Genomic DNA, 19,522 nt, shown 5'->3' on the forward strand with positions numbered 1-19,522 from the left:
AATCAAATAAACTTAGGTGGCGGTGGTCGTCGGCCTACTGTCATTCTGGAAGAGGTAATGATGTATTATTTCGCTTACTGCACCTGGCTGCACGATATAGAAATCGGCCGCTATATGCCGGAGGCCAAGTCGATCACGAAGGGTTATGCGGCCAATCATGCGCTGCGCTTTCATGCTGCGGGTGAGCGCAAGGATCGAGGCTGGTGCCACTTTCTCAATACGGCTGAAGCTTATGGCGAAAAGGCTTTCGGCGTTGTGTTCGAGCATGATGAAAAGCACTTCGAAGAAGATTATGACGACTTCGAACGTTGCTGCGTCACCGTCTATGGCGACGACGGCAAGATGTATGATTGCTGGACTTACCGTCTCATTACGCCTGGCATTGCAATGCGTCCGCCGAACTTCTACTGGGAGCATATTCCGGCAGGCTTGAAGCAGTGGGGCTTCCCGCAAGACTATATCGACAAAGTGCAGGGCGTTTTCGATGTAGCTGGTGAGTGCCCACGCGCCGATCGTCCCAATCCATCCAAGATACCGGGGCGGGGTGCGGAAACACGCTAAAGGCATTTTAAGGCGATGGGCGGCCATCGCCTTAAACACCAAAGATAAAAACAAACAGTGGGGAACTTTTAATGAATAAGCGTCGACTTCCATTTATGAGCTCGGTTTGCGCCTTGACTTTGATGGCGTCAGGCCAAGCCTTTGCGCAGGACGCGGCATCGCTCGTGCCGCAGGAAATCCGTGATCGCGGCGTACTTACTGTCGGTTCGCAGCAGACATTTCCGCCCATCGAATTTCGCGAGCCGGGAAGTCAGGAAGTCAGCGGCGCCAGCGCTGACCTGTTGCGGGAAATTGCCAAGCGCCTCAATTTGAAAATGCAATTCGTGCAAGCTGAATATTCGGCGCTCATCCCGGGCATTGAAGCAAAACGCTTCGATATGGCTTCGGGCGGTATCAGCGACACTGAAGAGCGCGAACAGAAGCTCGATTTCGTCAATTACATGATGTCGGGCGGCAGCATGCTGGTGCGCGCTGAAGACGACAGCAAATACAAAACCATTGCTGATTTCTGCGGCAAAAAAGTCGCGACGCTTCTCGGCAGCCGGGTGATCATGGCAAAAGTCGAAGAATCCTCCGCCACATGTCGGAAGAACGGAGCAGCCGCAATTGTTGCAGAGCAGTTGCCCTCTGCACCCGATGCGCGCATGCAGCTCGACCTCAAGCGCGTCGACGCCTATCTGGGCGACTTCCCCGCGCTGGTCTATATGGGGTCTCAGTTTCCCGGCAAATACGCTATCGCCGGCGGCAACTATATTCTGACGCCTTACATTACTTCCTGGGGGTTCGCAAAAAACCAAAGCGGGTTACGGGATGCGATCAAGAAAGCGACCGAAGAAATGCGGGCTGATGGCGCGTATCAATCCATCATGGACAAGTGGGGCGTAGGCGGCGGCGTTCTTCCGGAAATCACCATCAATTTGCCTGCAAGCAAACGTAATTGACATTGGAATCAGGGCAATGGATGCCAGTACTATTCACCCAACCTCCAACCTGCCAATCATTCACCGGCGCCGCTGGGGCTCGTGGGTTTTAGGCGCCATTGTCCTGGCTTGCGTTGCGTCCATCGCATGGGCGTCATTGCGGGCAAAGATTCTCGATTTCGTGATCTTCAAGGACTATATTTTTAGTCCAATGATCGTCATGGGCGCGGTCAATGCCCTCGTGCTTGGAACACTGGCTCTGGTTATCGCGACGCTGATAGGATTTGTCTCCGCATTGATGCGCGTCAGTGGCAACCCTATTCTGTCGGGCATTTCAGCAGTCTATGTCTATCTGTTCCGCGGCACGCCAATGCTGATCCAGCTTATATTCTGGTTCAATGCCGTGCCGATCATGTTTCCAAGCATCTATATCGCGCTTCCATTTATGGAAATGCCATTGATCGATGCGCCAACCACTTCGGTGGTAACGCCCTTCCTTGCCGCATTGGCAGGTCTCAGTCTGGCTGAAGGCGCCTATATGAGCGAGATCATTCGGGGCGGCATTCTGGCGGTGGACAGGGGGCAGCGCGAGGCTGCGACGGCGCTTGGCATGACGCAACGCAAGGTGCTGACACAAGTGGTCATTCCGCAGGCGGGTCGTATCATCATACCGGCGGCAGGCAACCAGTATATTATGCTGCTGAAATCGTCATCCCTTGCATCAGCCATCGGCTACCTGGAATTGTTGCGTGTGGCGACAGATATCTATTCCTCCAATTTCCACGTGGTGGAACTGCTTGCAGTGGCCGCTTTCTGGTATCTCGTGATGACCGCCTTTGCGACCGCGATCCAGACCACGCTAGAGAAGGTATTTCCGCAACGATGAGCGCGACAGCTAAAAATATGCCAGCAGTGTCGGCGATAAATGTGTCAAAGAACTGGGGCGCCGTGAATGCTTTCAGCGGGGTGAGTTTTGATGTTCCAACGGGGCAGGTCGTTGCATTGCTCGGCCCCTCGGGCGCCGGAAAATCGACCATGCTGCGCTGCCTGAACCATCTCGATCGCATCAGTTCGGGCAGGATTTATGTCCATGGAGAACTGATTGGGTATCGGGAAACCGCGATGGCTTTACATGAGCTTTCTGACCGCGAACTGAGCCGCCAGCGGCAAAAAATCGGCATGGTGTTCCAGCACTTCAACCTGTTCCGTCATATGACGGCAATTCAGAATGTCATGAGCGGCCCTGTGCACGTCTTGAAGCGTCCAAAAGCTGAAGCTGCCGAAGTCGCCATGGCTTTGCTGGACAAGGTTGGCCTGAAAACCAAAGCGGCTTCTTATCCCTCGGCGCTATCCGGCGGCCAGCAACAGCGCGTTGCCATCGCTCGCGCCCTGGCGATGGAACCTCGCGTGCTTTTGCTTGACGAGCCGACAAGCGCGCTTGATCCAGAACTGGCGCAGGAAGTTGTGGTGACCATCCGCGCACTCGCCGAGGAAGGTCAGACCATGGTGATCGCAACCCACGACATGGCGATTGCACGCGATGTCGCGGATCGTGTCATCTTCATGGAAGGTGGTCAGGTGGCGGAAGATGCGCCATCGGCGAAATTCTTTACCAATCCAGACAGTGAGCGGGCGCGACAGTTTCTTGCGCGGGTATTGCCTGCCTCTACAATGCCCGGATGATTCGGAGACTGAAAATGGCGGAAAAGAAAGACTCGGGCGGCGAGCCCATCGCGAAAGATGTTCGGACTCGCATTCGCAGTATGATTCTGGGCTCCGAATTGAAGCCAGGTCAGCGCTTGCTTGAAGAAGAACTGTGCGAGCGGCTTGGCGTCGGGCGCACGCCGGTTCGTGAAGCCTTGCTGCTGCTGAAGGGCGAGGGATTGCTTGGCCGGGGACGCGGCTGGGTTGTCGAAAATGTCGACCGCAGCCAGATAAGAGCCATATTTGAAAGTCGCGCGGCCATTGAAGGGGCGACAGCCAGGCTTGCCGCCCGCCATGCGCCAGCACAAACCTTCGATGACCTTCAGCGGTTGATCGATGCTATGGAGCCGGGGGAGGGGCTGACCCGTCCCGAACTCAATCGTCTCAATAACGAGTTTCACAATCTCATTGTGGGCGGTGCAGAGAATATGTTTCTCTCCCAGTTCCACGAGCGAACACAGTTTCATTACTGGATGCTGCGGGTTCCGATCCTATTTTCCAATGAGGAAGTGCAGGAGACAAATCTTCAGCATCGCAGGATTGTGGATGCTCTGATTGCACGTGATGAAGATCAGGCCGAGCGCGCTGCGCGCGAACACGTCGAAAAGACCATGGCCATTATCGAACCGGCAATCCAGATCTAACCCGATCTTACCAAGTTCGAACCCACTGATGAACGTCAACTCCCGGTTTTCACAACCGGGAGCAGCGAGAACTATTGTCAACCTTCCCCTCTAGAGAAACCCATATGAACACTATTTTCCAAAAGCTTCACCACATCTGCATCGTCGTCAAAGACCTTGAGAAGACCGTGGCTTATTATGAGAGCCTCGGCGTTGGGCCTTGGTTAGACTATCCGAAGTCGGGCGAGTATCTGGAGTTTGATGTCCCGAATAAAGCGGCATCCAAGGCCATGCGCTATAAGTGCGCGAACCTCGATAATGTCCAGATCCAGCTTTGTGACCCTGGTGTGCTGGATTCTCCGCAAAAGCGTTTTCTCGATGAAAATGGCGAGGGCGTTTATCACCTAGGTTTCGAGGTGGAGGACCGCGATGCAGCCGAAGCCCATGGACGTGGTTTGGGCCTACCAGTAATCGCCCGTGGCAAGCGAACAGATGGGGGTGGCTTTTGCTATTTCGATACGCGCAGTGAGGCTGGTGTCGTTCTCGAAGTCCGAAAATCCTGAAATTTGGCCATGATTGCTCACTACATCGCCACTCTCGGTAAAGGGATCAATCGTCGATCGATTTGGCGTGGCCGCGAGAGCGTTTTTCTGTGCCTGTTGGCAATGGCGCTCTTTGCGGCTTCGGATGCAATCGCAAAGAAACTGTCAGTGAGCTTTCATCCCATTCAGATAGCGTGGTTTCGCTATCTGGCGGCTGCGGCGCTGCTTATTGTCATATGTCTGCGAACAGGATTGCCTAGACCAAGTGCACGTTCGGGCGCGCAGATCACACGCGGGTTTGGCATGGCGGGTGCGACGATCCTTCTGGTTATGGCGTTGAGATTGCAGCCAATGGCGGAAGCTACGGCATTGGTGTTTCTATCTCCGTCATTTGTCACGCTTCTATCCGTTCTTCTGCTGAAGGAGCGGGTGAACTGGTCTCGTTGGCTTGGCGTCGCGGGCGGATTGATCGGGGTCATGGTTATTCTGCGTCCCGGCCTTTCCGCCTATAATCCAGCAGCTTTGTTTTCCATCGCCTCTGCGGCCTGTTGGGCTACCGCCATGGTGATGACGCGCAAGGCAGTGCTGGTCGATACACTCGCAACGACGCTGGCCTATTCGGCAATGAGCGGACTTGTCGTGCTCACGCTCGGCCAGCCTTTCGTCTTTGTTGTGCCCAACCTTCTCGAAGGTACGATGTCTGTTTTGATGGGCTTGCTGTGGCTTGCAGCGCATGTGGCCATCGCTGTTGCCTATCGCAGACCGGAGGCACAACTCTCCCGGCTCGCGCCGGTTTCCTATACCCATCTATTATGGGCAATCGGGCTGGGCTATCTTGTCTTCGGATCGATCCCGGATACGCTGACACTTCTCGGAGCCGCTGTCATCGTGTTAAGCGGATTGGCTACTTTAAGAATGCCATGGCGATAAGACTAAATCAACTCAACGATCTGAAATGTCGTACCAGATCAAGAGCGAATTTTCGCTAAGTACGCGCCAGATATGCAGGACACGGTAATTCTCGTCGGTTGCGGCAATATGGGCTTTGCCATGCTCAAAGGCTGGCTCGACAATGGCATTCTGAAAGCTGGCGATGTTCACGTCGTCGAGCCGACGGATGCGCTGCGCGAACGTGCAGCTGGCGCCGGCGTTCACGCCTATGCCAGCGCGGATGCGCTGCCTGCTGACCTTAAGCCGCGCATGATCCTGGTTGCCGTCAAGCCGCAAGTGATGAACGCTGTTCTGCCTGCCTATAAGCGCTTTGCGCCTGCCGCCACCTTTGTCAGCGTTGCAGCTGGCATTCCGGTTGCGCTGTTTGAAAATCATCTGGGCAACGACGCCGCCATCCTCCGCTGCATGCCCAACACGCCTGCCGCCATCGGCAAGGGCATGATGGTGACCTTCAAGAACGCCAATGTGACCGCCGACAACGAGGCGTTCGTCGCACGCCTGCTCGCAACGTCGGGCAAGGTCGCCAGCGTCGATGACGAAACGCTGATGGATGCCGTCACGGCGGTTTCGGGTTCAGGCCCGGCCTATGTGTTCCACTTCATCGAAGCCTTGACCGATGCTGGTGTTACGGCAGGTCTGCCACGCGAAACGGCGGCACTTCTTGCCATGCAGACCGTGATGGGGGCGGGCGCGCTTGCCGACGCCAGCACCGACACCCCGTCGAAACTGCGCGAGCAGGTGACGAGCCCGAACGGCACCACGGCGGCGGCGCTTGACGTGCTGATGGGTGGCGACCGTCTCAAAACGCTGGTTGCCGAGGCCGTTGAAGCAGCGCGCAAGCGTTCGATGGAACTCGGCAAGGCTTGATGGAGTAGGCCACACGCGAGGATCACCTATAGCCTGGAGTGCTTATCGGGCAGCGAGTATTGCACGACATATTTAAGTTGCCGATCATGAGCCAATGGGACGAGCCGCGAGGGCATCATGAATGTAACTCAAAAACGAACTTGCAGCCTGTGACATGGGGCGCGAGTTGACCGATATAATATCGTACGATTCCGTGATACGCGGTGCAAACGGTTTGAGCAGCACATCGGGAAAACGAACATGTTGCCCGCTCTGAACAAGGCTGGCACTGAGTGGGTCAACCAATCCCACACCAGCATTCAGCTCCACCATTAACAAGACTTGCACGGATGAGTCGACTGTCAGGTTCGATTTGAACGCGAGCTTTTCTTCCCTATATGCTGAGAGCAATGGATGAAACGTCTCATGTTCGGGCCCGAATGTGATCCAATTGCTTTCACCGAGCAAGGATGGCGAAAGCATTGCCGCGCCGACTGCCGGATGGGATCGATTGATGGCGCAGTAGCATTCCAACTCTATCGACATCGTATCATATTTGGGCGAGGCAATTCCGGTGTCAGTGATGCCGATATCGGCTTGTCCTGTTTCGATCATTTCACGCACCGACACTGCATTGCGTGTTTTCAGAGTGCAGTTTGTTTCCGGCCAATGCTGTTGAAATTGTTGTACAATAATTGGCAAAAACCCTAGCGAGGGGCCCGGTACCGCGGCGAGGCGCACACCTCCTCGCATTCCGCGGCCCGCATGACGAAAGCTTAAGTTGAGACGATCAAAACCGTGCAGGACTTCAATAATCTCGTCACTGAGTAGATGTGCTTCTGGCGTGGGGCGCAACCGTCCGCCCTCGCGTCTGAACAATTGGTAGCCGACGTGATCCTCAAGCGTTGCAAGCATCTTGCTCGCGGCAGGCTGGGATATGAAAAGCCTTTCGGCTGCAAGCGAGACCGACTGCGTTTCGTATATTGCGCTGAACAATTTCAGTTGTCGGATATTCACGTCCGTTTCCTTTCACTGAGCGCCTGACAGTATATTCCATTTAGCTATACCAGCATAATATGAATTCATTTTTTTCATTCATCGGTCCGTTCTATTCTCCACAGAAACCAATGAAAGCCTCCCGAAATCAGCGAGGCACAACAATGGGGAACATGATGAACATCAGAAACAGTATGGCCGCTTTAATCGCGGGCGCTTCTCTCGCTTTCCTGCCTGCGCTTGCATTTGCAGGGGAAGCGTTGGACCGCATTACCTCTTCCGGCGTGATCAAGGTCGCGACTTCTGCAAATTGGGCGCCGCAGAGCTTCATGAATGATAAAAACGAGATGGATGGATTTGACGTCGAAGTGGCGCGGGAGATCGCAAAGCGGTTAGGCGTCAAGGTAGAGTTCGTGACGCCGGCATGGGAGCTTATTACGGCGGGCAAATGGCAAGGGCGATGGGATGTTTCTGTTGGTTCTATGACACCCACGAGCACACGCTCCAAGGTGCTCGCTTTCCCGGCGATCTATTATTATTCGCCCGCTGCTTTCGCGGTGCATGAAAAAAGCGCTCTCAATGACATTTCTGCCTTGGAGGGAAAGCGGATCGGTGTGTGCGCAGGATGCACATTCCAGTTCTATCTGGAACATGACCTCAAGATCGATGCTGCGGGAACACCGCCTTTTGAATACGCCGTGCAACCCGGCGAAGTGGTTACCTATCAAGGCGTTCAGGCCGTATTTGACGATATGCGCATTGGTGATGGCGTACGCCTCGACGCGCTTCTGGACGCGTTGCCTTCGATCCAGCAAGCGATCAGCAGCGGCTATCCGATCAAGGTGATTGGCAAGCCGGTTTTCTACGAACCAATGGCCGTGGCCATAGATCTCGGAGATGACGAGTTTTCCAAAAAACTCGCCGGTATCATTGCCAAAATGCATGCGGATGGAACGCTCAGCGCACTTTCAAAGAAGTGGTACGGCGGCATCGACTACACGGTCGCTGAATAAGTCGGCAAACCGTGTGTGTAAGCACGCCGTATAGGGCTCGAGGAGAATGCCCACATGCTTTATCCTGATACTGTCCAACGTGAACCTTTGATCCGGAAGCCGTTGTTTCTCGGAGCATTGCTTCTCGGTGCAACGATTTTTTTCGCAGCCGTGAATCTCACCAATACAGGGTTTGGTGAAATCATGCGTCCCGCTATCGGTGCGCCCGAACTATCCGGTTATTTCGGCCGCGTATCCATCGCGCTGGTTCTCGGACTTCTGTTCATTCTGAATCTATACGCAATCAGCTTTCTGCCGAGAGCGGTACAACTGGCCGTGATCTGGCTCGAACTGACGGGGCTGTTTCTGGCGTTCTTCTATAGTTTCAACCTCGACATCAGCTTTATTCGAGGCAAGCTGTGGTTCATGATCGCACAGGGTGTTTTTACGACGCTCTACATTTCGAGTATTTCGATCCTGTTTGCATCCGTGCTGGCACTCGCCGGAGCAATTGCCAAGCTGTCATCCAATAATTTCGCAAACGCGGTTGCCAGCTTCTACACTTCGTTCTTCCGCGGTGTGCCGTTATTGATGCAGGTCTACATAATCTATCTCGGGCTGCCGCAGCTTGGATATGTGATCAACGCCGTCCCGGCAGGCGTTCTTGCTCTTTCCCTTTGTTACGGCGCCTATATGACCGAAATATTCAGAGCGGGTATCCAATCCGTTCCAAAAAGCCAGTGGGAGGCATCCCGTTCACTTGGTTTCGGTTTCGGACTGACCATGCGTCGCATTATCTTGCCGCAGGCTCTGCCGCTCATCATTCCCTCAGCGGGTAACCAGTTCATTTCCATGCTGAAGGATAGCTCCCTCGTGTCCGTCATCGGCGTATGGGAACTGATGTTCCTCGCCCGGACCCTTGGAGCCAAGGACTTCAAACATCTTGAAATGCTCATCACGGCGGCACTGATCTATTGGCTGCTTTCGATTGTGCTGGAACTGCTGCAAGCCCGGCTTGAAGCACATTTCCGAGCCAAGTCGCGTTGAAGGACAGGGCCATGAATAAATCCATTATCCGAATGGAAAACGTGAACAAATGGTATGGTTCGTACCAGGCCTTGAGAAACATCAATTTTTCCGTCGATCCCGGCGACCGTATCGTGATCTGTGGTCCTTCGGGCTCGGGTAAGTCGACGCTGATCCGCACGCTGAACTGGCTTGAGGCACATCAGCAAGGACATATCATCGTAAACGGCATCGAGCTGGGTCCGAAGATGCTTCATATCGACAAGGTGCGCGCCGATGTGGGTATGGTGTTTCAGCACTTCAATCTCTTTCCGCACATGACGGTGCTGGAGAATCTCATGGCAGCGCCGATGTGGGTGCGAGGGGTGCCGCGCGAAACGGCCCAAAAACGGGCGATGGCTTTTTTGCAGCGCGTTCATATCGGCAATCAGGCCGATAAATATCCCGCCCAACTGTCGGGTGGACAACAGCAGCGTGTGGCAATTGCCCGCTCGCTATGCATGCAGCCCAAGGTCATGCTTTTCGACGAGCCGACATCCGCACTCGATCCCGAAATGGTGGGTGAAGTATTGGAAACGATGATTGAGCTGGCGCGTGACGGTATGACCATGGTTTGCGTCACCCATGAAATGGGATTTGCCAAAGCTGTGGCCGACCGCATTGTCTTCATGGATGGCGGTGAGATCATCGAGGAAAACAATCCCCAAAGCTTTTTCTCGCATCCAGCCAATGCCCGAACGCGAAATTTTCTCGGTGAAATTCTGCGGCATTAAAGCGGCTTTGCCGGCTGCACAGAGGGGCAGTTCAGTACCGGATTTTTGGTGCGAACTGGCCAAGACAGGGCAAAAGAAGGAACAATAACATCATGAATAGCAATTATAGCCGAACGGCTGATGTCGTTATTATCGGCGGCGGTGTGAACGGCGCTGCGACCGCTTTCTTTCTGGCAAAAATGGGGGCCGGGAGCATTATTGTCGTGGATCGAGCATGGCCGGCAGCCGGAGCCTCCAGCCGGGGAATGGGCCTTCTGCGAACATATCATGCCAATGATCCCGAAGCAGAACTGGCTATTCGCAGCAATGAAATATTCCGGAATTGGGGGGACATCGTCGGTGGCGATTGCAGCTTCAACCAAACGGGCTTTCTTTATCTCGAAAATGTTTCCCGGCGTGCGGCAGTGCAGGCGAATATCGATCGGGTCAACCGATTGGGCGCGGAGGCTTATCTCCTGGATAGCGCTGAGTTGAAGAAACTGCAGCCGTTCATGAATACCGAAACGAGTTGTGCAGCTTGGGAGCCGCGTTGCGGATGCGCCTATGGTGCGCATGTGACGGATTCCTTTTTTACGGCTGCAGCGCGCTTGGGCGTGACACTATCCACGCGTAACGAAGTGCATACTATCCTGGAGCGCGACGGGAAGGTCATCGGCGTCGATACGCAAGAGGGCCGGATTGAAGCAAGAACTGTGATCCTGGCAGCAGGAGCCTGGTCGAGCGCTTTGGCGCGCACTATCGGGCTAAGTCTGCCGGTTATCCCGCGTCGTTTGTCGATAGGGCGGGTTCACCTGCCTCAGGAGATTGTTTCACCGGCGACTTTTCTCGATGCAGAATTCGATACGTCGTTCCGGCCTGAAGCAACCGGCCTTGCCACGATCTCCATGCGCGATACCCGATATGGGTCACCGATGGATCCGGCGAACTTACGCGATGATGTGGAAGAACAGGCGGTTCGGGACGGGATCAAGCGGTTGAGTGTACGTATTCCAGCGGCCAGTCGAGCGGTCGGGGGGCGTAGCTGGGTGGGTGTGGATGGTTTTACGCCCGATCTCAAGGGGATCTATGGCAAAGTGTCGGGGCTGGACGGGCTTCTGGTTTGTGCAGGCGCCAGCGAAAAAGGCTTCAAGGTTTCGCCTGCGGTCGGACAGGGGCTTGCTACCATTGCCGTGCATGGAAGCTGTTCCTGGCTGGAAAATCCAGCTTTCGCTTTTGATCGATTTGATGAAGCCCATTCAACACAGGACGTTCACAAGGAAATCAACGTCAGCGAGTTGATATGACCTTCTGGGCAGTTGAACCGGCTAAAAATCATGTCTGACATCAGCGATATCCTCATCATCGGTGGCGGCGTTATCGGCAGTGCCATTGCCTATTTCCTGACGAGAGATGCCACCCATCCAATACGCGTAACTGTCATCGAGCGCGATCCGAGCTACGCTTCAGCTTCCTCTTCCCTTTCGGCCAGTGCAATCCGCCAGCAATTTACAGCACCGGAAAACATCGCGCTGTCACAATACGGGATCGGCTTCATTCGTGACACGATCCGCCATCTTTCTGTCGAGAATTATCCGGCAGATATTGGCTTTCTGGAAAGAGGCTATCTCTATCTTGGTGGAGAAAAAGATGTGCCGGCGTTCCAAAGCCGGGCGAATACGCTACGGGATTGCGGCTATCAGGTAGAGTTACTTGATACCAAAGCGCTGAAGGCTCGTGCGCCTTGGATGAACACCGAAGATGTGTCGATAGCCTCGTTCGGACCCTACGATGAAGGTTGGTTCGATGGGCCTGCGTTGCATCAGGCATTTCGGCGTAAAGCACGTGTTCAAGGAGTCGAGTATATTACAGGTGAAGTCCTTGGCTTCACTCGCGAGGGGTCAGATAAGATCACCTCCGTTCGTCTTCGTGACGGGCGCAGTTTTCAGGCGGGAAGATTTGTGGTTGCGGCGGGTGCATGGACCGGTGCACTAATGCGGAATGCTGGCGTTGAAGTTCCAATTGTTCCTCGCAAAAGGTGCATTTTCGTTTTCGACAGCCCCGAGAAAATCGCAGATTGCCCGTTCGTTATAGATCAGTCTGGATCCTGGTTCCGCCCCGAAGGTCATCTTTATATTTGCGGAACGACGCCGGACTTTGAGAATGCACCTGACGATTATAGTCTCGATGTTGACTATGCGATATTCGATGAACGCATTTGGCCGAAACTTGCCCATCGTATTCCCGGCTTCGAACAGTTACGTTTGTTGCGCGCCTGGGCTGGTTTGTACGAATATAACCTGTTTGATCAATGTCCAGTGATAGGGCCTGTTTCTGAGAACGAGAATCTTTTCATTGTGGCTGGTTTTAGTGGTCATGGAATGATGCATGCGCCTGCCACGGGCCTGGCGGTCAGTGAAATGCTACTTCATGGAAAGACGTTCAGCATCAATGTCAGTGCTTTTAACTTCGACCGGATTCAGGCTCTAAGGCCAATTCCAGAACGTGTCTACTACTGGAAGCAGAATGAGTTCGCAGCAGAATAAATGTTGAGTTCAAAATGAATTTGAAAAATTTCCCAGCTCTCGCCGAAAATTTTGAACTATCGAGATCAAAGTTTTATCAGAGAATTGAAAACAGCCCCTTGGATCAATAGCAGATAATAACTTTGCGTTCTACATGCCGAAAATCTACAAAATAGAGGCAGAAAGCCAATTCATCTCATGTGCAGAGTCATTATGTTTCACTGTGTGAGAAAGTGGGCTCTCACCTATGCCGAGGCCACCGCTTCAGATTATGATGGGATGGATTGACGCGAGATAATCATGGGGCGGGGCTAAACCAGGTTCGTTGATTGACGCGGCAAACGCGGTCGTCTGGTCCTGGCCGAGTGGTTTCTTGACTGGCAATCAGTTCACCACCCCCAAGATTTGTACGAAATGATACCGTGTGAATCAAATCAATACCGATATATCGCTAACGCCCATGCCCTCACGGATGTGTCGATAGAGTTCTTCAACAAATTTGTCCGGGTTTGTGGCAAGTGCAACTAACCGCGCGTGCCGGTCTGCTATTCCCGCAATATTCAGTTCATGTTTCTGGACATTCAGCATGGCCAGTTCAATCTGATCCTGTAATGCATGATACGATTCCAGAAGACGCCTGTGATCAGCGCATTCGATCAATATCTCATGAAAGCGACGGTCGGCCGCTGCCAGCGACTTGAGATCTCGGTTCTCGGCAGCCGATGCGATAGCAGGTATGGCCGCCGCTAAAGCGGAAGATGTATAACTTCTTTGAAGCGCTAAACGGGCTCCCATGACTTCAAGAGCCGTACGCAAGGTGGCCAGTTCGAAAATATCTCGTTCATTGAAGCTAACAACGATATAGGAACGGTTGGGTGATTTCTCGATCAATCCACCCCTCTCGATTAGCCTCAGGGCCTCACGCAGCGTTGCGCGGCTGACGTTGAGGTCTGATGCTATGCTCGATTCGCGTACCCTTTGTCCTGCTGGCAATTCCCCACTTAGAATTTTTCCTCGCAGACTGGTGGCTAAGATTTGCACCATGTCGCCGGTACGTCCTTGCGGATCGTTATGCTCGTCTGAAGGCGTAAAATTATTAGACATGGCTCCATCTTTTCTATATGTGTCGACAATAAAATAAAAAGTGTCGACACTTTCATATCGGGAACTTAGAGGGAAATTGATTCCCATGGAGGGGAAATTATGGATGAACATACCGCTCGACAAGTGACACGCAACATAATGCCGCTGCTCGGGATTAGCTTTTTCGTATCTATTCTGGACCGCGTGAATGTTGGATTCGCGTCTCTAACAATGAACGCTGACATAGGCCTTTCGGCTGCAGCTTATGGTTTTGGCGCAGGTATCTTCTTTCTTGGCTACTTTGCATTCGAGATTCCTAGCAATCTCATTTTGCAGAAGGTCGGCGCGCGCCGATGGATAGCGCGTATCATGGTCACATGGGGCCTTCTTTCCATGTGCATGGCTTTGGTACAAGGCCCTTATTCCTTCTATGCGGTCCGTTTCCTTCTGGGTCTTGCCGAGGCCGGTTTTGTTCCCGGTGTCGTCTATTATATGAACCAGTGGTACACGAAACGTGAGATTGGCAGGGCAACTGCGATCTTTTTCGCGTTCGGGCCTATTGCGAATGCTGTTGGTGCACCGCTGTCAACAGCGTTGATCGAGGCCTTCGACTGGCGCTGGATGTTTGTCATCGAGGGTATACCTGCCATCATCCTCGGTATTGTTGTCTTTCTGAGGTTACCTGATCGCGTTGAAGACGCAAAGTTTCTTAACAATAGCCAGAAAAGCGTACTGCGCGCGCAGTTGCAGGCGGAAGGCAATTCTGCTGCAAAGCATGCCTCGCCACTGTCTGCATTAATGGATTTGCCTACACTTGCGCTCGCGTTCCAGTATTTCCTTATCCTGACAACTGGCTATGCGCTTAACATGTGGCTTCCGCAAATCGTTCGCGAACTGGGTGTTCAGACTTCGATGGTGGGCTGGGTGGTGGCTGTCCCCTATATAGCAGCCGCGCTCGCTATCTATTTCTGGAGCCGGTACACGAAATATACGGATGATCGCCTGTTTTACGTGCTCATCCCCTGTGCTCTTGGGGCATTGGGGTTTGTGATAGGTGCTCTGACGACAAATCCGCTGATTTCGATGTTCGCGTTCTGTTGTGTTGCGGCGGGCATTTATGCCGGCGGGAGTGCCTATTGGGCGCTGCCGCGGCCTGCTGTATCAGGCGCTGCGGCGGCGGCCGCGATCGCACTGGCGAACTCACTTGGAAATCTCGGCGGATTCACCGGTCCCTACCTGTTCGGGATCATTCGCGATACGACCGGTAATTATGAATATGCGCTTTTCGTCGCGGCTGCTTTTCTTCTGTCGGGAGGGCTCATGAGTTTCGTGAACATCCGGCTTGCACGGCGGCGTGAGGCGCTAATTGTTGCTGCCCGCTAAAACTGCGTGGAAGGAAAGAAATTTCAGTCTTCTAACGCTTTTAAAAGGAATGGATTCATGGAAAGTTTTCGTGCTCGCTGCAAGGCACGCTCACCGCTGATGGGAACGTTTTCCGCTATCCCCCATCCTGTCGCGGTCGAAGTGACGGCTGCCACCGGGCTTGATTTCGTCTGCATAGACTGGGAACATTCGCAGATCAGTCGTGAGCGTATTGAGGATCTGATCCGGGCTTGCGATGTTCACGCTGTGCCGGCTATGGTCCGGGTACCGGGTCATGCACCGGAAGCGATTGCGGCTGTGCTTGATGCCGGTGCGCAAGGTGTTCTTGTGCCGCGCGTATCAACGGCTCACCAAGCACGGGCCGCAGTTCAGGCAACGCGCTATCCGCCGATCGGCGCTCGAGGGGTTGGACCTGGTCGCGCCGCGGCCTATGGCTATCGTATTCCAGACTATCTAACCGCAGCAAACGATGCCATCGCTTTGGCGATCCAGGTCGAAACGGCTGAAGGTCTGGCCAATATCGAAGAGATCTCAGAAGTTGATGGTGTCGATGTGATTTTCATAGGCCCCGGAGACCTGTCCGTTTCCATCGATGCGATGGGACCGAATGGTCGCGAAAAGCTTGTTGCTGCGATTGAAAAGATCACAAGAACAGCAATTTCTACGAACAAAGCCGTAGGCATTTTCCGCCCGGATACAAGCGACATAGCCGCTTGGTACGGGAAAGGAATCTCGTTCTATCTGCTCGCAAGCGATACGATGTTTCTCGGCGCTGCAATGGCTGGAGGCATATCGCAAGCGCGAGCCGCGCTCACTGAAACGGAAAGGAAATCTGCATGAAGATCGTCAAGTGTGATGGCGTTCTCGCCGTTGAGCCGGAACAACATGCCTATCTTGCAGAGCTCGATGCGGCCTTCATAGAAAAGACACTTCTCAATGAAGAGGAGCTGATTGAGGAATGCTACGACGCAGATGCGTTGATGATCTTGCGGGAACCGGTGACTGAGCGTGTTTTGAAGGCGCTACCAAAACTCAAAGTCATCGGTCGTTTTGGTGTAGGACTCGATTCCATTGATGTCGAGGCCTGTACACGGGCAGGAGTGCAGGTCACTTATGTGCCAGACTCCAATCTGGACGAGGTCAGCACTCACGCCGTGGCAATGATGTTGGCTCTCGCTCGTCGGCTGAAGCGCTACGACACTGCAGTGCGTGAAGGCCGATGGCAAGCTATGGTTGACGGCGAGGGGATTATTCGGCCATCGCATCAAACGCTCGGTTTGATCGGTTTTGGTCAAATCGGTCGTATGACGGCACGCAAGGCCTCAGCATTCGGGTATAAGATCATCGCTTACGATCCCTATATGGCTGCGGACCGCATTGCTGCGACCGGTGTGGAAGCAGCCACGTTCGAGGAAGTGATAACTCAATCCGATATTGTTTCGCTTCATGTTCCCGCCACGCCTGAAACACAGAATATCATCTCACGAGACGTGCTTGCACGAATGAAGAAGGGTGCGATCCTAGTCAACGTTTCCCGCGGCGGCCTTGTGGATGAAGGAGCGTTGGCTGACGCACTCCAATCGGCACACCTGTCTGGCGCCGGCATTGATACGCTGGTTCAGGAACCGGTAGGGATGGACAACCCGCTTCTGAGCGTGGAAAACCTCCTTCTTTCTCCACATGCTGCACATTATTCCAAGCAGTCTTATTCAGAGGTGAGAAACAAGGTATTCGCAGACGTAGTAGCCGTGTTGCGCAATCGGGCACCAAGGTACGGATTTAATTCAGTCCTTAAGAGGGATTGATCTCCTGGTCATGCTGCTTTCAGTAATGACGAGAACAATGGCCTTGGCGCCAACTATATCAGGTGGCAAGACATAGAGCCTCTTCCGCCTTGTGTGCGGAAGAGCATCTTGTTCTTATTTAACTATCAGCGGATCGCCCATTACGGGGGCAGCGGTTCATACCTTTTCAAGGCGTAGCGAATGCTTTAACGACAGTTGGTTTCTTGGCTGGATATCAGGTGACTGTCCGCTTGTCGCTTTATGCGGTCAAGCTGAGTCAGGCGCCCCGTTGCTGTGGGCAGCAAAATAATACCAATTAACCTTAAGTTTGCGGCGAAGGGCGGCGGGTATTGAGCCTGTTTGTGCACCGGGCTGCGTGCCCAGTGCATATCAATCTGTGTTCTGAAATCTGCCACACAAAGAATCAACAAACGCGGCTATCCCACAAGCCGTTATCGTCGCAATCGGCAGAAGGCTCGTAACCACCGCCTCCTCCGTGGCTTATGGACGCATCAAAAAACGTTATAGATAAAGTTGCTGCGCTGGAGTTTAGTCTAGCTAATTATAATAGCTGGTTCAGTGCTACAGCGGCATCACCATCGATAATGAGGCCGTTGACGATGCCACTTTTCAGAAGTGCTTTGGCCGCAAGCGCTTTCTCCTGCCCGGCGATGAGCAGCACGACTTGAACCTTCTTCAGTTCGGCAAAGCTGAGAGCGATGGTGCGCTGATTCATCTCGTGCTCGACCTGCTGCCCGTCCTTGTCGTAGAAAATGCCATTGGTGTCACCAATTGCACCGGCGGCACGCAGGCTTTCCAGTTCGGATTTGCTGAGCATGTTCTGGCGGCGCAGCAGTGAGTCCTCCGTCAACTCGCCAGCGCTAATGAAGCAGACGGAGGCTGTGCGGGCAATCTCCAGCGCACGCGCCACAGAACGTTGCGAGATGAGGACTTTTCGATCTTCTGCGGAATCAGCAATGAACGGAACTGGCAGGAAAAAGCCTTGCCCGCCCGTGCGCCGCGCCAGCATGTGCACAACTTCAAATGGATTATAGGCGGAGTTCGCGGTCAGCGATCCCATGACGGAGATGAAGCGCGCCTGTGGGGCGCGTACACCTGCAAGTTGCAATGTCATCTGTTCGATGGTTCGGCCCCAGCCGGTGCCGATGATCGCTTCCTCATTGTCGGCCAGAAAGCTTTTCAGATAGGTGGCAGCGGCAACACCGACGGCCCGGAATGAAACCTGCTTGCGGATTTCGGATGCCGTATCTTCATCGGCATGAAAGCCAAATGGCGGTGTTGAAATACAAAAATCCAATCCATGGCGGCGCATCAGCTCGTTTTCCACGGGCAATGTGCCTGCGTTCTGATGGTCGATGGAAATGCTGACAAGGCCGCTTTCGCGGGCCTCACCCAATATCTTGTTCACGCGGGCCCGGGTCAGGCCCAGTCGGGATGCGGTCGCCTCCTGGTTGAATCCTCCAACGTAATAGAGCCACGCCACGCGCACCATGAGGCTATCTTCGGATTCGCTCATTTGTCCCTCGTTCAATTCCTGCATGTTAAATTACAAATGTATTTCTATTTGACATTTGTAATTTGACGACGCTTAATACCAATCGTTCCGGGGGACAAGAGCGCGAAAGAGCGGGCAGGTCAATCGGAATGGAACCTGAAGCACAGGCAGCTGAATGGCGTTTCTGGAGGAGCAGAGACCGACATTCGCCAGTGCATCGGGTGTGGAGGAGTGCGGAGGGCGATGGGACCATCCGTAACAGGCGCCAGCTCGAACTGAACTGCATGTGTGCCGGGAAACAGTAATTCAAAGCCAGTTGTGGAGCCAACCACATGGCCTTCGGGAGGAAAAAATGGGTTCGGAACTTTTTAGGAAAACCATGGCTGTCGCAGCTCTGGCCATGCTCATGGGCACGGCAAGCGCGTCTGCTACCAATGTGGCCTGGGTGCATTCCAACGCTGCGGCGCAGTCCGAGCAGCGTGCAAAAACTGGCTTTGATGCCTGGCTTAAGGAAACCAACAAGGATTGGAGCATCAGCGTTCTGGATAGCGGCGGCTCGGGCGAACGCACGGCGTCGAACATTCAGGATGCTGCCTCGCGTGGTGTAGACGCAATTATCGTCAGCATGTCGGATCTGCGTGCCTCGCGTGCTGCTATCGATTCCGCTGTTGCGGCCAAAATTCCGGTTTTCGCCATCGATAGCGGTCAGGTTGACGGCGTTGTGGTCGATGTCACTACCAATAACTGGGCGATGTCGGCTGATGTGTCGCCATATTTGCTCAATGAAATGGGCGGCATGGGCAATCTGATCTTCCTGCGCATGGCAGAGCACCACGGCACGCGCAAGCGCGGCGATGTGATGGAAACCGTGCTGAAGGAATATCCGGAAGTGAAGGTCATCGCCGAACACAATATCGATTACACGGCTTTCTTCGAAGATACGACCAAGACCATGCAGGACTATGCATCGCGCTTTGGTGAAGACATTAATGCCGTCTGGGCGCCTTGGGATGAGCCTGCACAGGCCGCCATAAACGCGCTGAACGCTGCCGGATTGAAGAATGTCAAAGTCATCGGCATCGACGGCCATCCGCAGGCGATCGAAGAAGTCTGCAAGCCTGACAGCCTGATGATCGCAACGGTCTCGCAGCCATTCGAAAAGATGGGCGCGCAGACCGGCGAATGGATCGAGAGCATTGTGGTCAGGAAGGAAGACGCTGCAAAGGTCATTCCGTCGAAGACTGTTTATCTCGATGCGCCGCTTGTCACCAAGCAGAACTGCAAGGACTTCCTCCCGAAGAAGTAGGCAAGCCCCCCAAGT

The 19,522-nt window shown here is 53.8% G+C and carries 20 protein-coding genes; 17 read left to right on the plus strand and 3 right to left on the minus strand.

Annotation, left to right across the window (positions count from 1 at the left end):
• Positions 1–57 precede the first annotated feature (57 nt).
• The 8 genes from QLQ11_RS22875 to proC all read left to right on the plus strand — a co-directional run bounded on the left by QLQ11_RS22875 (position 58) and on the right by proC (position 6,168).
• The gene (locus QLQ11_RS22875; protein ID WP_283735352.1) at positions 58–561 is read left to right on the plus strand and encodes a gamma-glutamylcyclotransferase family protein; all 504 of its coding nucleotides are present in this window, start codon (positions 58–60) and stop codon (positions 559–561) included.
• A 71-nt stretch (positions 562–632) separates the two neighbouring features.
• Complete coding sequence (locus QLQ11_RS22880) at positions 633–1,502, plus strand: ABC transporter substrate-binding protein (RefSeq protein WP_283735351.1); 870 nt, start codon at positions 633–635, stop codon at positions 1,500–1,502.
• Positions 1,503–1,518: 16 nt separating this feature from the next.
• Positions 1,519–2,367, plus strand: coding sequence for an amino acid ABC transporter permease (locus QLQ11_RS22885; protein WP_283735350.1), 849 nt, complete (start codon positions 1,519–1,521; stop codon positions 2,365–2,367).
• A gap of 17 nt (positions 2,368–2,384) precedes the next feature.
• Positions 2,385–3,164, plus strand: a complete 780-nt coding sequence (locus tag QLQ11_RS22890; RefSeq protein WP_371836078.1) for an amino acid ABC transporter ATP-binding protein — start codon at positions 2,385–2,387, stop codon at positions 3,162–3,164.
• Between the two features lie 14 nt (positions 3,165–3,178).
• Positions 3,179–3,829, plus strand: a complete 651-nt coding sequence (locus QLQ11_RS22895; RefSeq protein WP_283735348.1) for a GntR family transcriptional regulator — start codon at positions 3,179–3,181, stop codon at positions 3,827–3,829.
• Between the two features lie 104 nt (positions 3,830–3,933).
• Positions 3,934–4,371 (plus strand): VOC family protein, encoded by a 438-nt coding sequence (locus tag QLQ11_RS22900; protein ID WP_283735347.1) that lies wholly within the window; start codon positions 3,934–3,936, stop codon positions 4,369–4,371.
• Between the two features lie 9 nt (positions 4,372–4,380).
• Positions 4,381–5,280: a DMT family transporter gene (locus QLQ11_RS22905; protein ID WP_283735346.1), complete on the plus strand. Its 900-nt coding sequence runs from the start codon at positions 4,381–4,383 to the stop codon at positions 5,278–5,280.
• Positions 5,281–5,352: 72 nt separating this feature from the next.
• Positions 5,353–6,168 carry a pyrroline-5-carboxylate reductase gene (gene proC, locus QLQ11_RS22910; RefSeq protein WP_371836030.1) on the plus strand — a complete coding sequence of 272 codons (816 nt, stop codon included), beginning with the start codon at positions 5,353–5,355 and terminating at the stop codon, positions 6,166–6,168.
• Positions 6,169–6,252: 84 nt separating this feature from the next.
• Here the strand turns inward: proC and QLQ11_RS22915 are convergent, their stop codons facing one another.
• Entirely contained in the window at positions 6,253–7,164 is a 912-nt protein-coding gene (locus QLQ11_RS22915) for a LysR family transcriptional regulator (protein WP_283735344.1), read from the minus strand.
• 59 nt (positions 7,165–7,223) lie between these two features.
• On the opposite strand from QLQ11_RS22915, the gene QLQ11_RS22920 reads away from it, so the two are divergent.
• The 5 genes from QLQ11_RS22920 (at position 7,224) to QLQ11_RS22940 (ending at position 12,456) form a co-directional block, all read left to right on the plus strand.
• Positions 7,224–8,156: a transporter substrate-binding domain-containing protein gene (locus QLQ11_RS22920; RefSeq protein ID WP_283735343.1), complete on the plus strand. Its 933-nt coding sequence runs from the start codon at positions 7,224–7,226 to the stop codon at positions 8,154–8,156.
• Positions 8,157–8,210: 54 nt separating this feature from the next.
• A complete protein-coding gene (locus QLQ11_RS22925) occupies positions 8,211–9,182 on the plus strand; it encodes an amino acid ABC transporter permease (protein ID WP_371836031.1) in 972 nt (323 codons plus the stop codon).
• Between the two features lie 11 nt (positions 9,183–9,193).
• A complete protein-coding gene (locus tag QLQ11_RS22930) occupies positions 9,194–9,934 on the plus strand; it encodes an amino acid ABC transporter ATP-binding protein (protein ID WP_283735342.1) in 741 nt (246 codons plus the stop codon).
• A 92-nt stretch (positions 9,935–10,026) separates the two neighbouring features.
• On the plus strand, positions 10,027–11,217 hold the full coding sequence (locus QLQ11_RS22935; protein ID WP_283735341.1) for an FAD-binding oxidoreductase: 1,191 nt from the start codon (positions 10,027–10,029) through the stop codon (positions 11,215–11,217).
• A gap of 30 nt (positions 11,218–11,247) precedes the next feature.
• Positions 11,248–12,456, plus strand: coding sequence for an FAD-binding oxidoreductase (locus QLQ11_RS22940; protein ID WP_283735340.1), 1,209 nt, complete (start codon positions 11,248–11,250; stop codon positions 12,454–12,456).
• Between the two features lie 408 nt (positions 12,457–12,864).
• Here QLQ11_RS22940 and QLQ11_RS22945 read toward each other — a convergent pair whose 3' ends face one another.
• Positions 12,865–13,539 carry a GntR family transcriptional regulator gene (locus QLQ11_RS22945; RefSeq protein ID WP_371836032.1) on the minus strand — a complete coding sequence of 225 codons (675 nt, stop codon included), beginning with the start codon at positions 13,537–13,539 and terminating at the stop codon, positions 12,865–12,867.
• A 99-nt stretch (positions 13,540–13,638) separates the two neighbouring features.
• Between QLQ11_RS22945 and QLQ11_RS22950 the strand changes: the two genes are divergently transcribed.
• The 3 genes from QLQ11_RS22950 to QLQ11_RS22960 are packed head-to-tail and all read left to right on the plus strand — an operon-like array spanning position 13,639 to position 16,706.
• On the plus strand, positions 13,639–14,901 hold the full coding sequence (locus QLQ11_RS22950; RefSeq protein ID WP_121539359.1) for an MFS transporter: 1,263 nt from the start codon (positions 13,639–13,641) through the stop codon (positions 14,899–14,901).
• A gap of 57 nt (positions 14,902–14,958) precedes the next feature.
• Positions 14,959–15,741 (plus strand): HpcH/HpaI aldolase/citrate lyase family protein, encoded by a 783-nt coding sequence (locus QLQ11_RS22955; RefSeq protein ID WP_121539358.1) that lies wholly within the window; start codon positions 14,959–14,961, stop codon positions 15,739–15,741.
• Positions 15,738–16,706, plus strand: coding sequence for a C-terminal binding protein (locus QLQ11_RS22960; RefSeq protein WP_109365765.1), 969 nt, complete (start codon positions 15,738–15,740; stop codon positions 16,704–16,706). The genes QLQ11_RS22955 and QLQ11_RS22960 overlap by 4 nt, the downstream gene beginning before the upstream one ends.
• Before the next feature lie 541 nt (positions 16,707–17,247).
• Here QLQ11_RS22960 and QLQ11_RS22965 read toward each other — a convergent pair.
• Positions 17,248–18,222, minus strand: coding sequence for a sugar-binding transcriptional regulator (locus QLQ11_RS22965; RefSeq protein ID WP_121539357.1), 975 nt, complete (start codon positions 18,220–18,222; stop codon positions 17,248–17,250).
• A gap of 358 nt (positions 18,223–18,580) precedes the next feature.
• Between QLQ11_RS22965 and QLQ11_RS22970 the strand changes: the two genes are divergently transcribed.
• Entirely contained in the window at positions 18,581–19,507 is a 927-nt protein-coding gene (locus QLQ11_RS22970) for a substrate-binding domain-containing protein (protein WP_235859041.1), read from the plus strand.
• Positions 19,508–19,522: the final 15 nt, after the last annotated feature.

The sequence above is a fragment of the Ochrobactrum sp. SSR genome (assembly GCF_030067775.1).
Lineage (GTDB): Bacteria > Pseudomonadota > Alphaproteobacteria > Rhizobiales > Rhizobiaceae > Brucella > Brucella teleogrylli.

Excerpts from the sequence above, each read along its gene's own strand:
- QLQ11_RS22905 (WP_283735346.1), top strand. The coding sequence starts at position 4,381 with ATGATTGCTCACTACATCGCCACTCTCGGTAAAGGGATCAATCGTCGA.
- QLQ11_RS22925 (WP_371836031.1), top strand. The coding sequence starts at position 8,211 with ATGCTTTATCCTGATACTGTCCAACGTGAACCTTTGATCCGGAAGCCG.
- QLQ11_RS22935 (WP_283735341.1), top strand. The coding sequence starts at position 10,027 with ATGAATAGCAATTATAGCCGAACGGCTGATGTCGTTATTATCGGCGGC.
- QLQ11_RS22955 (WP_121539358.1), top strand. The coding sequence starts at position 14,959 with ATGGAAAGTTTTCGTGCTCGCTGCAAGGCACGCTCACCGCTGATGGGA.
- QLQ11_RS22895 (WP_283735348.1), top strand. The coding sequence starts at position 3,179 with ATGGCGGAAAAGAAAGACTCGGGCGGCGAGCCCATCGCGAAAGATGTT.
- proC (WP_371836030.1), top strand. The coding sequence starts at position 5,353 with ATGCAGGACACGGTAATTCTCGTCGGTTGCGGCAATATGGGCTTTGCC.
- QLQ11_RS22885 (WP_283735350.1), top strand. The coding sequence starts at position 1,519 with ATGGATGCCAGTACTATTCACCCAACCTCCAACCTGCCAATCATTCAC.
- QLQ11_RS22950 (WP_121539359.1), top strand. The coding sequence starts at position 13,639 with ATGGATGAACATACCGCTCGACAAGTGACACGCAACATAATGCCGCTG.
- QLQ11_RS22880 (WP_283735351.1), top strand. The coding sequence starts at position 633 with ATGAATAAGCGTCGACTTCCATTTATGAGCTCGGTTTGCGCCTTGACT.
- QLQ11_RS22965 (WP_121539357.1), bottom strand. The coding sequence starts at position 18,222 with ATGAGCGAATCCGAAGATAGCCTCATGGTGCGCGTGGCGTGGCTCTAT.
- QLQ11_RS22940 (WP_283735340.1), top strand. The coding sequence starts at position 11,248 with ATGTCTGACATCAGCGATATCCTCATCATCGGTGGCGGCGTTATCGGC.
- QLQ11_RS22970 (WP_235859041.1), top strand. The coding sequence starts at position 18,581 with ATGGCTGTCGCAGCTCTGGCCATGCTCATGGGCACGGCAAGCGCGTCT.
- QLQ11_RS22890 (WP_371836078.1), top strand. The coding sequence starts at position 2,385 with ATGCCAGCAGTGTCGGCGATAAATGTGTCAAAGAACTGGGGCGCCGTG.
- QLQ11_RS22960 (WP_109365765.1), top strand. The coding sequence starts at position 15,738 with ATGAAGATCGTCAAGTGTGATGGCGTTCTCGCCGTTGAGCCGGAACAA.
- QLQ11_RS22875 (WP_283735352.1), top strand. The coding sequence starts at position 58 with ATGATGTATTATTTCGCTTACTGCACCTGGCTGCACGATATAGAAATC.
- QLQ11_RS22930 (WP_283735342.1), top strand. The coding sequence starts at position 9,194 with ATGAATAAATCCATTATCCGAATGGAAAACGTGAACAAATGGTATGGT.
- QLQ11_RS22945 (WP_371836032.1), bottom strand. The coding sequence starts at position 13,539 with ATGTCTAATAATTTTACGCCTTCAGACGAGCATAACGATCCGCAAGGA.
- QLQ11_RS22920 (WP_283735343.1), top strand. The coding sequence starts at position 7,224 with ATGAATTCATTTTTTTCATTCATCGGTCCGTTCTATTCTCCACAGAAA.
- QLQ11_RS22900 (WP_283735347.1), top strand. The coding sequence starts at position 3,934 with ATGAACACTATTTTCCAAAAGCTTCACCACATCTGCATCGTCGTCAAA.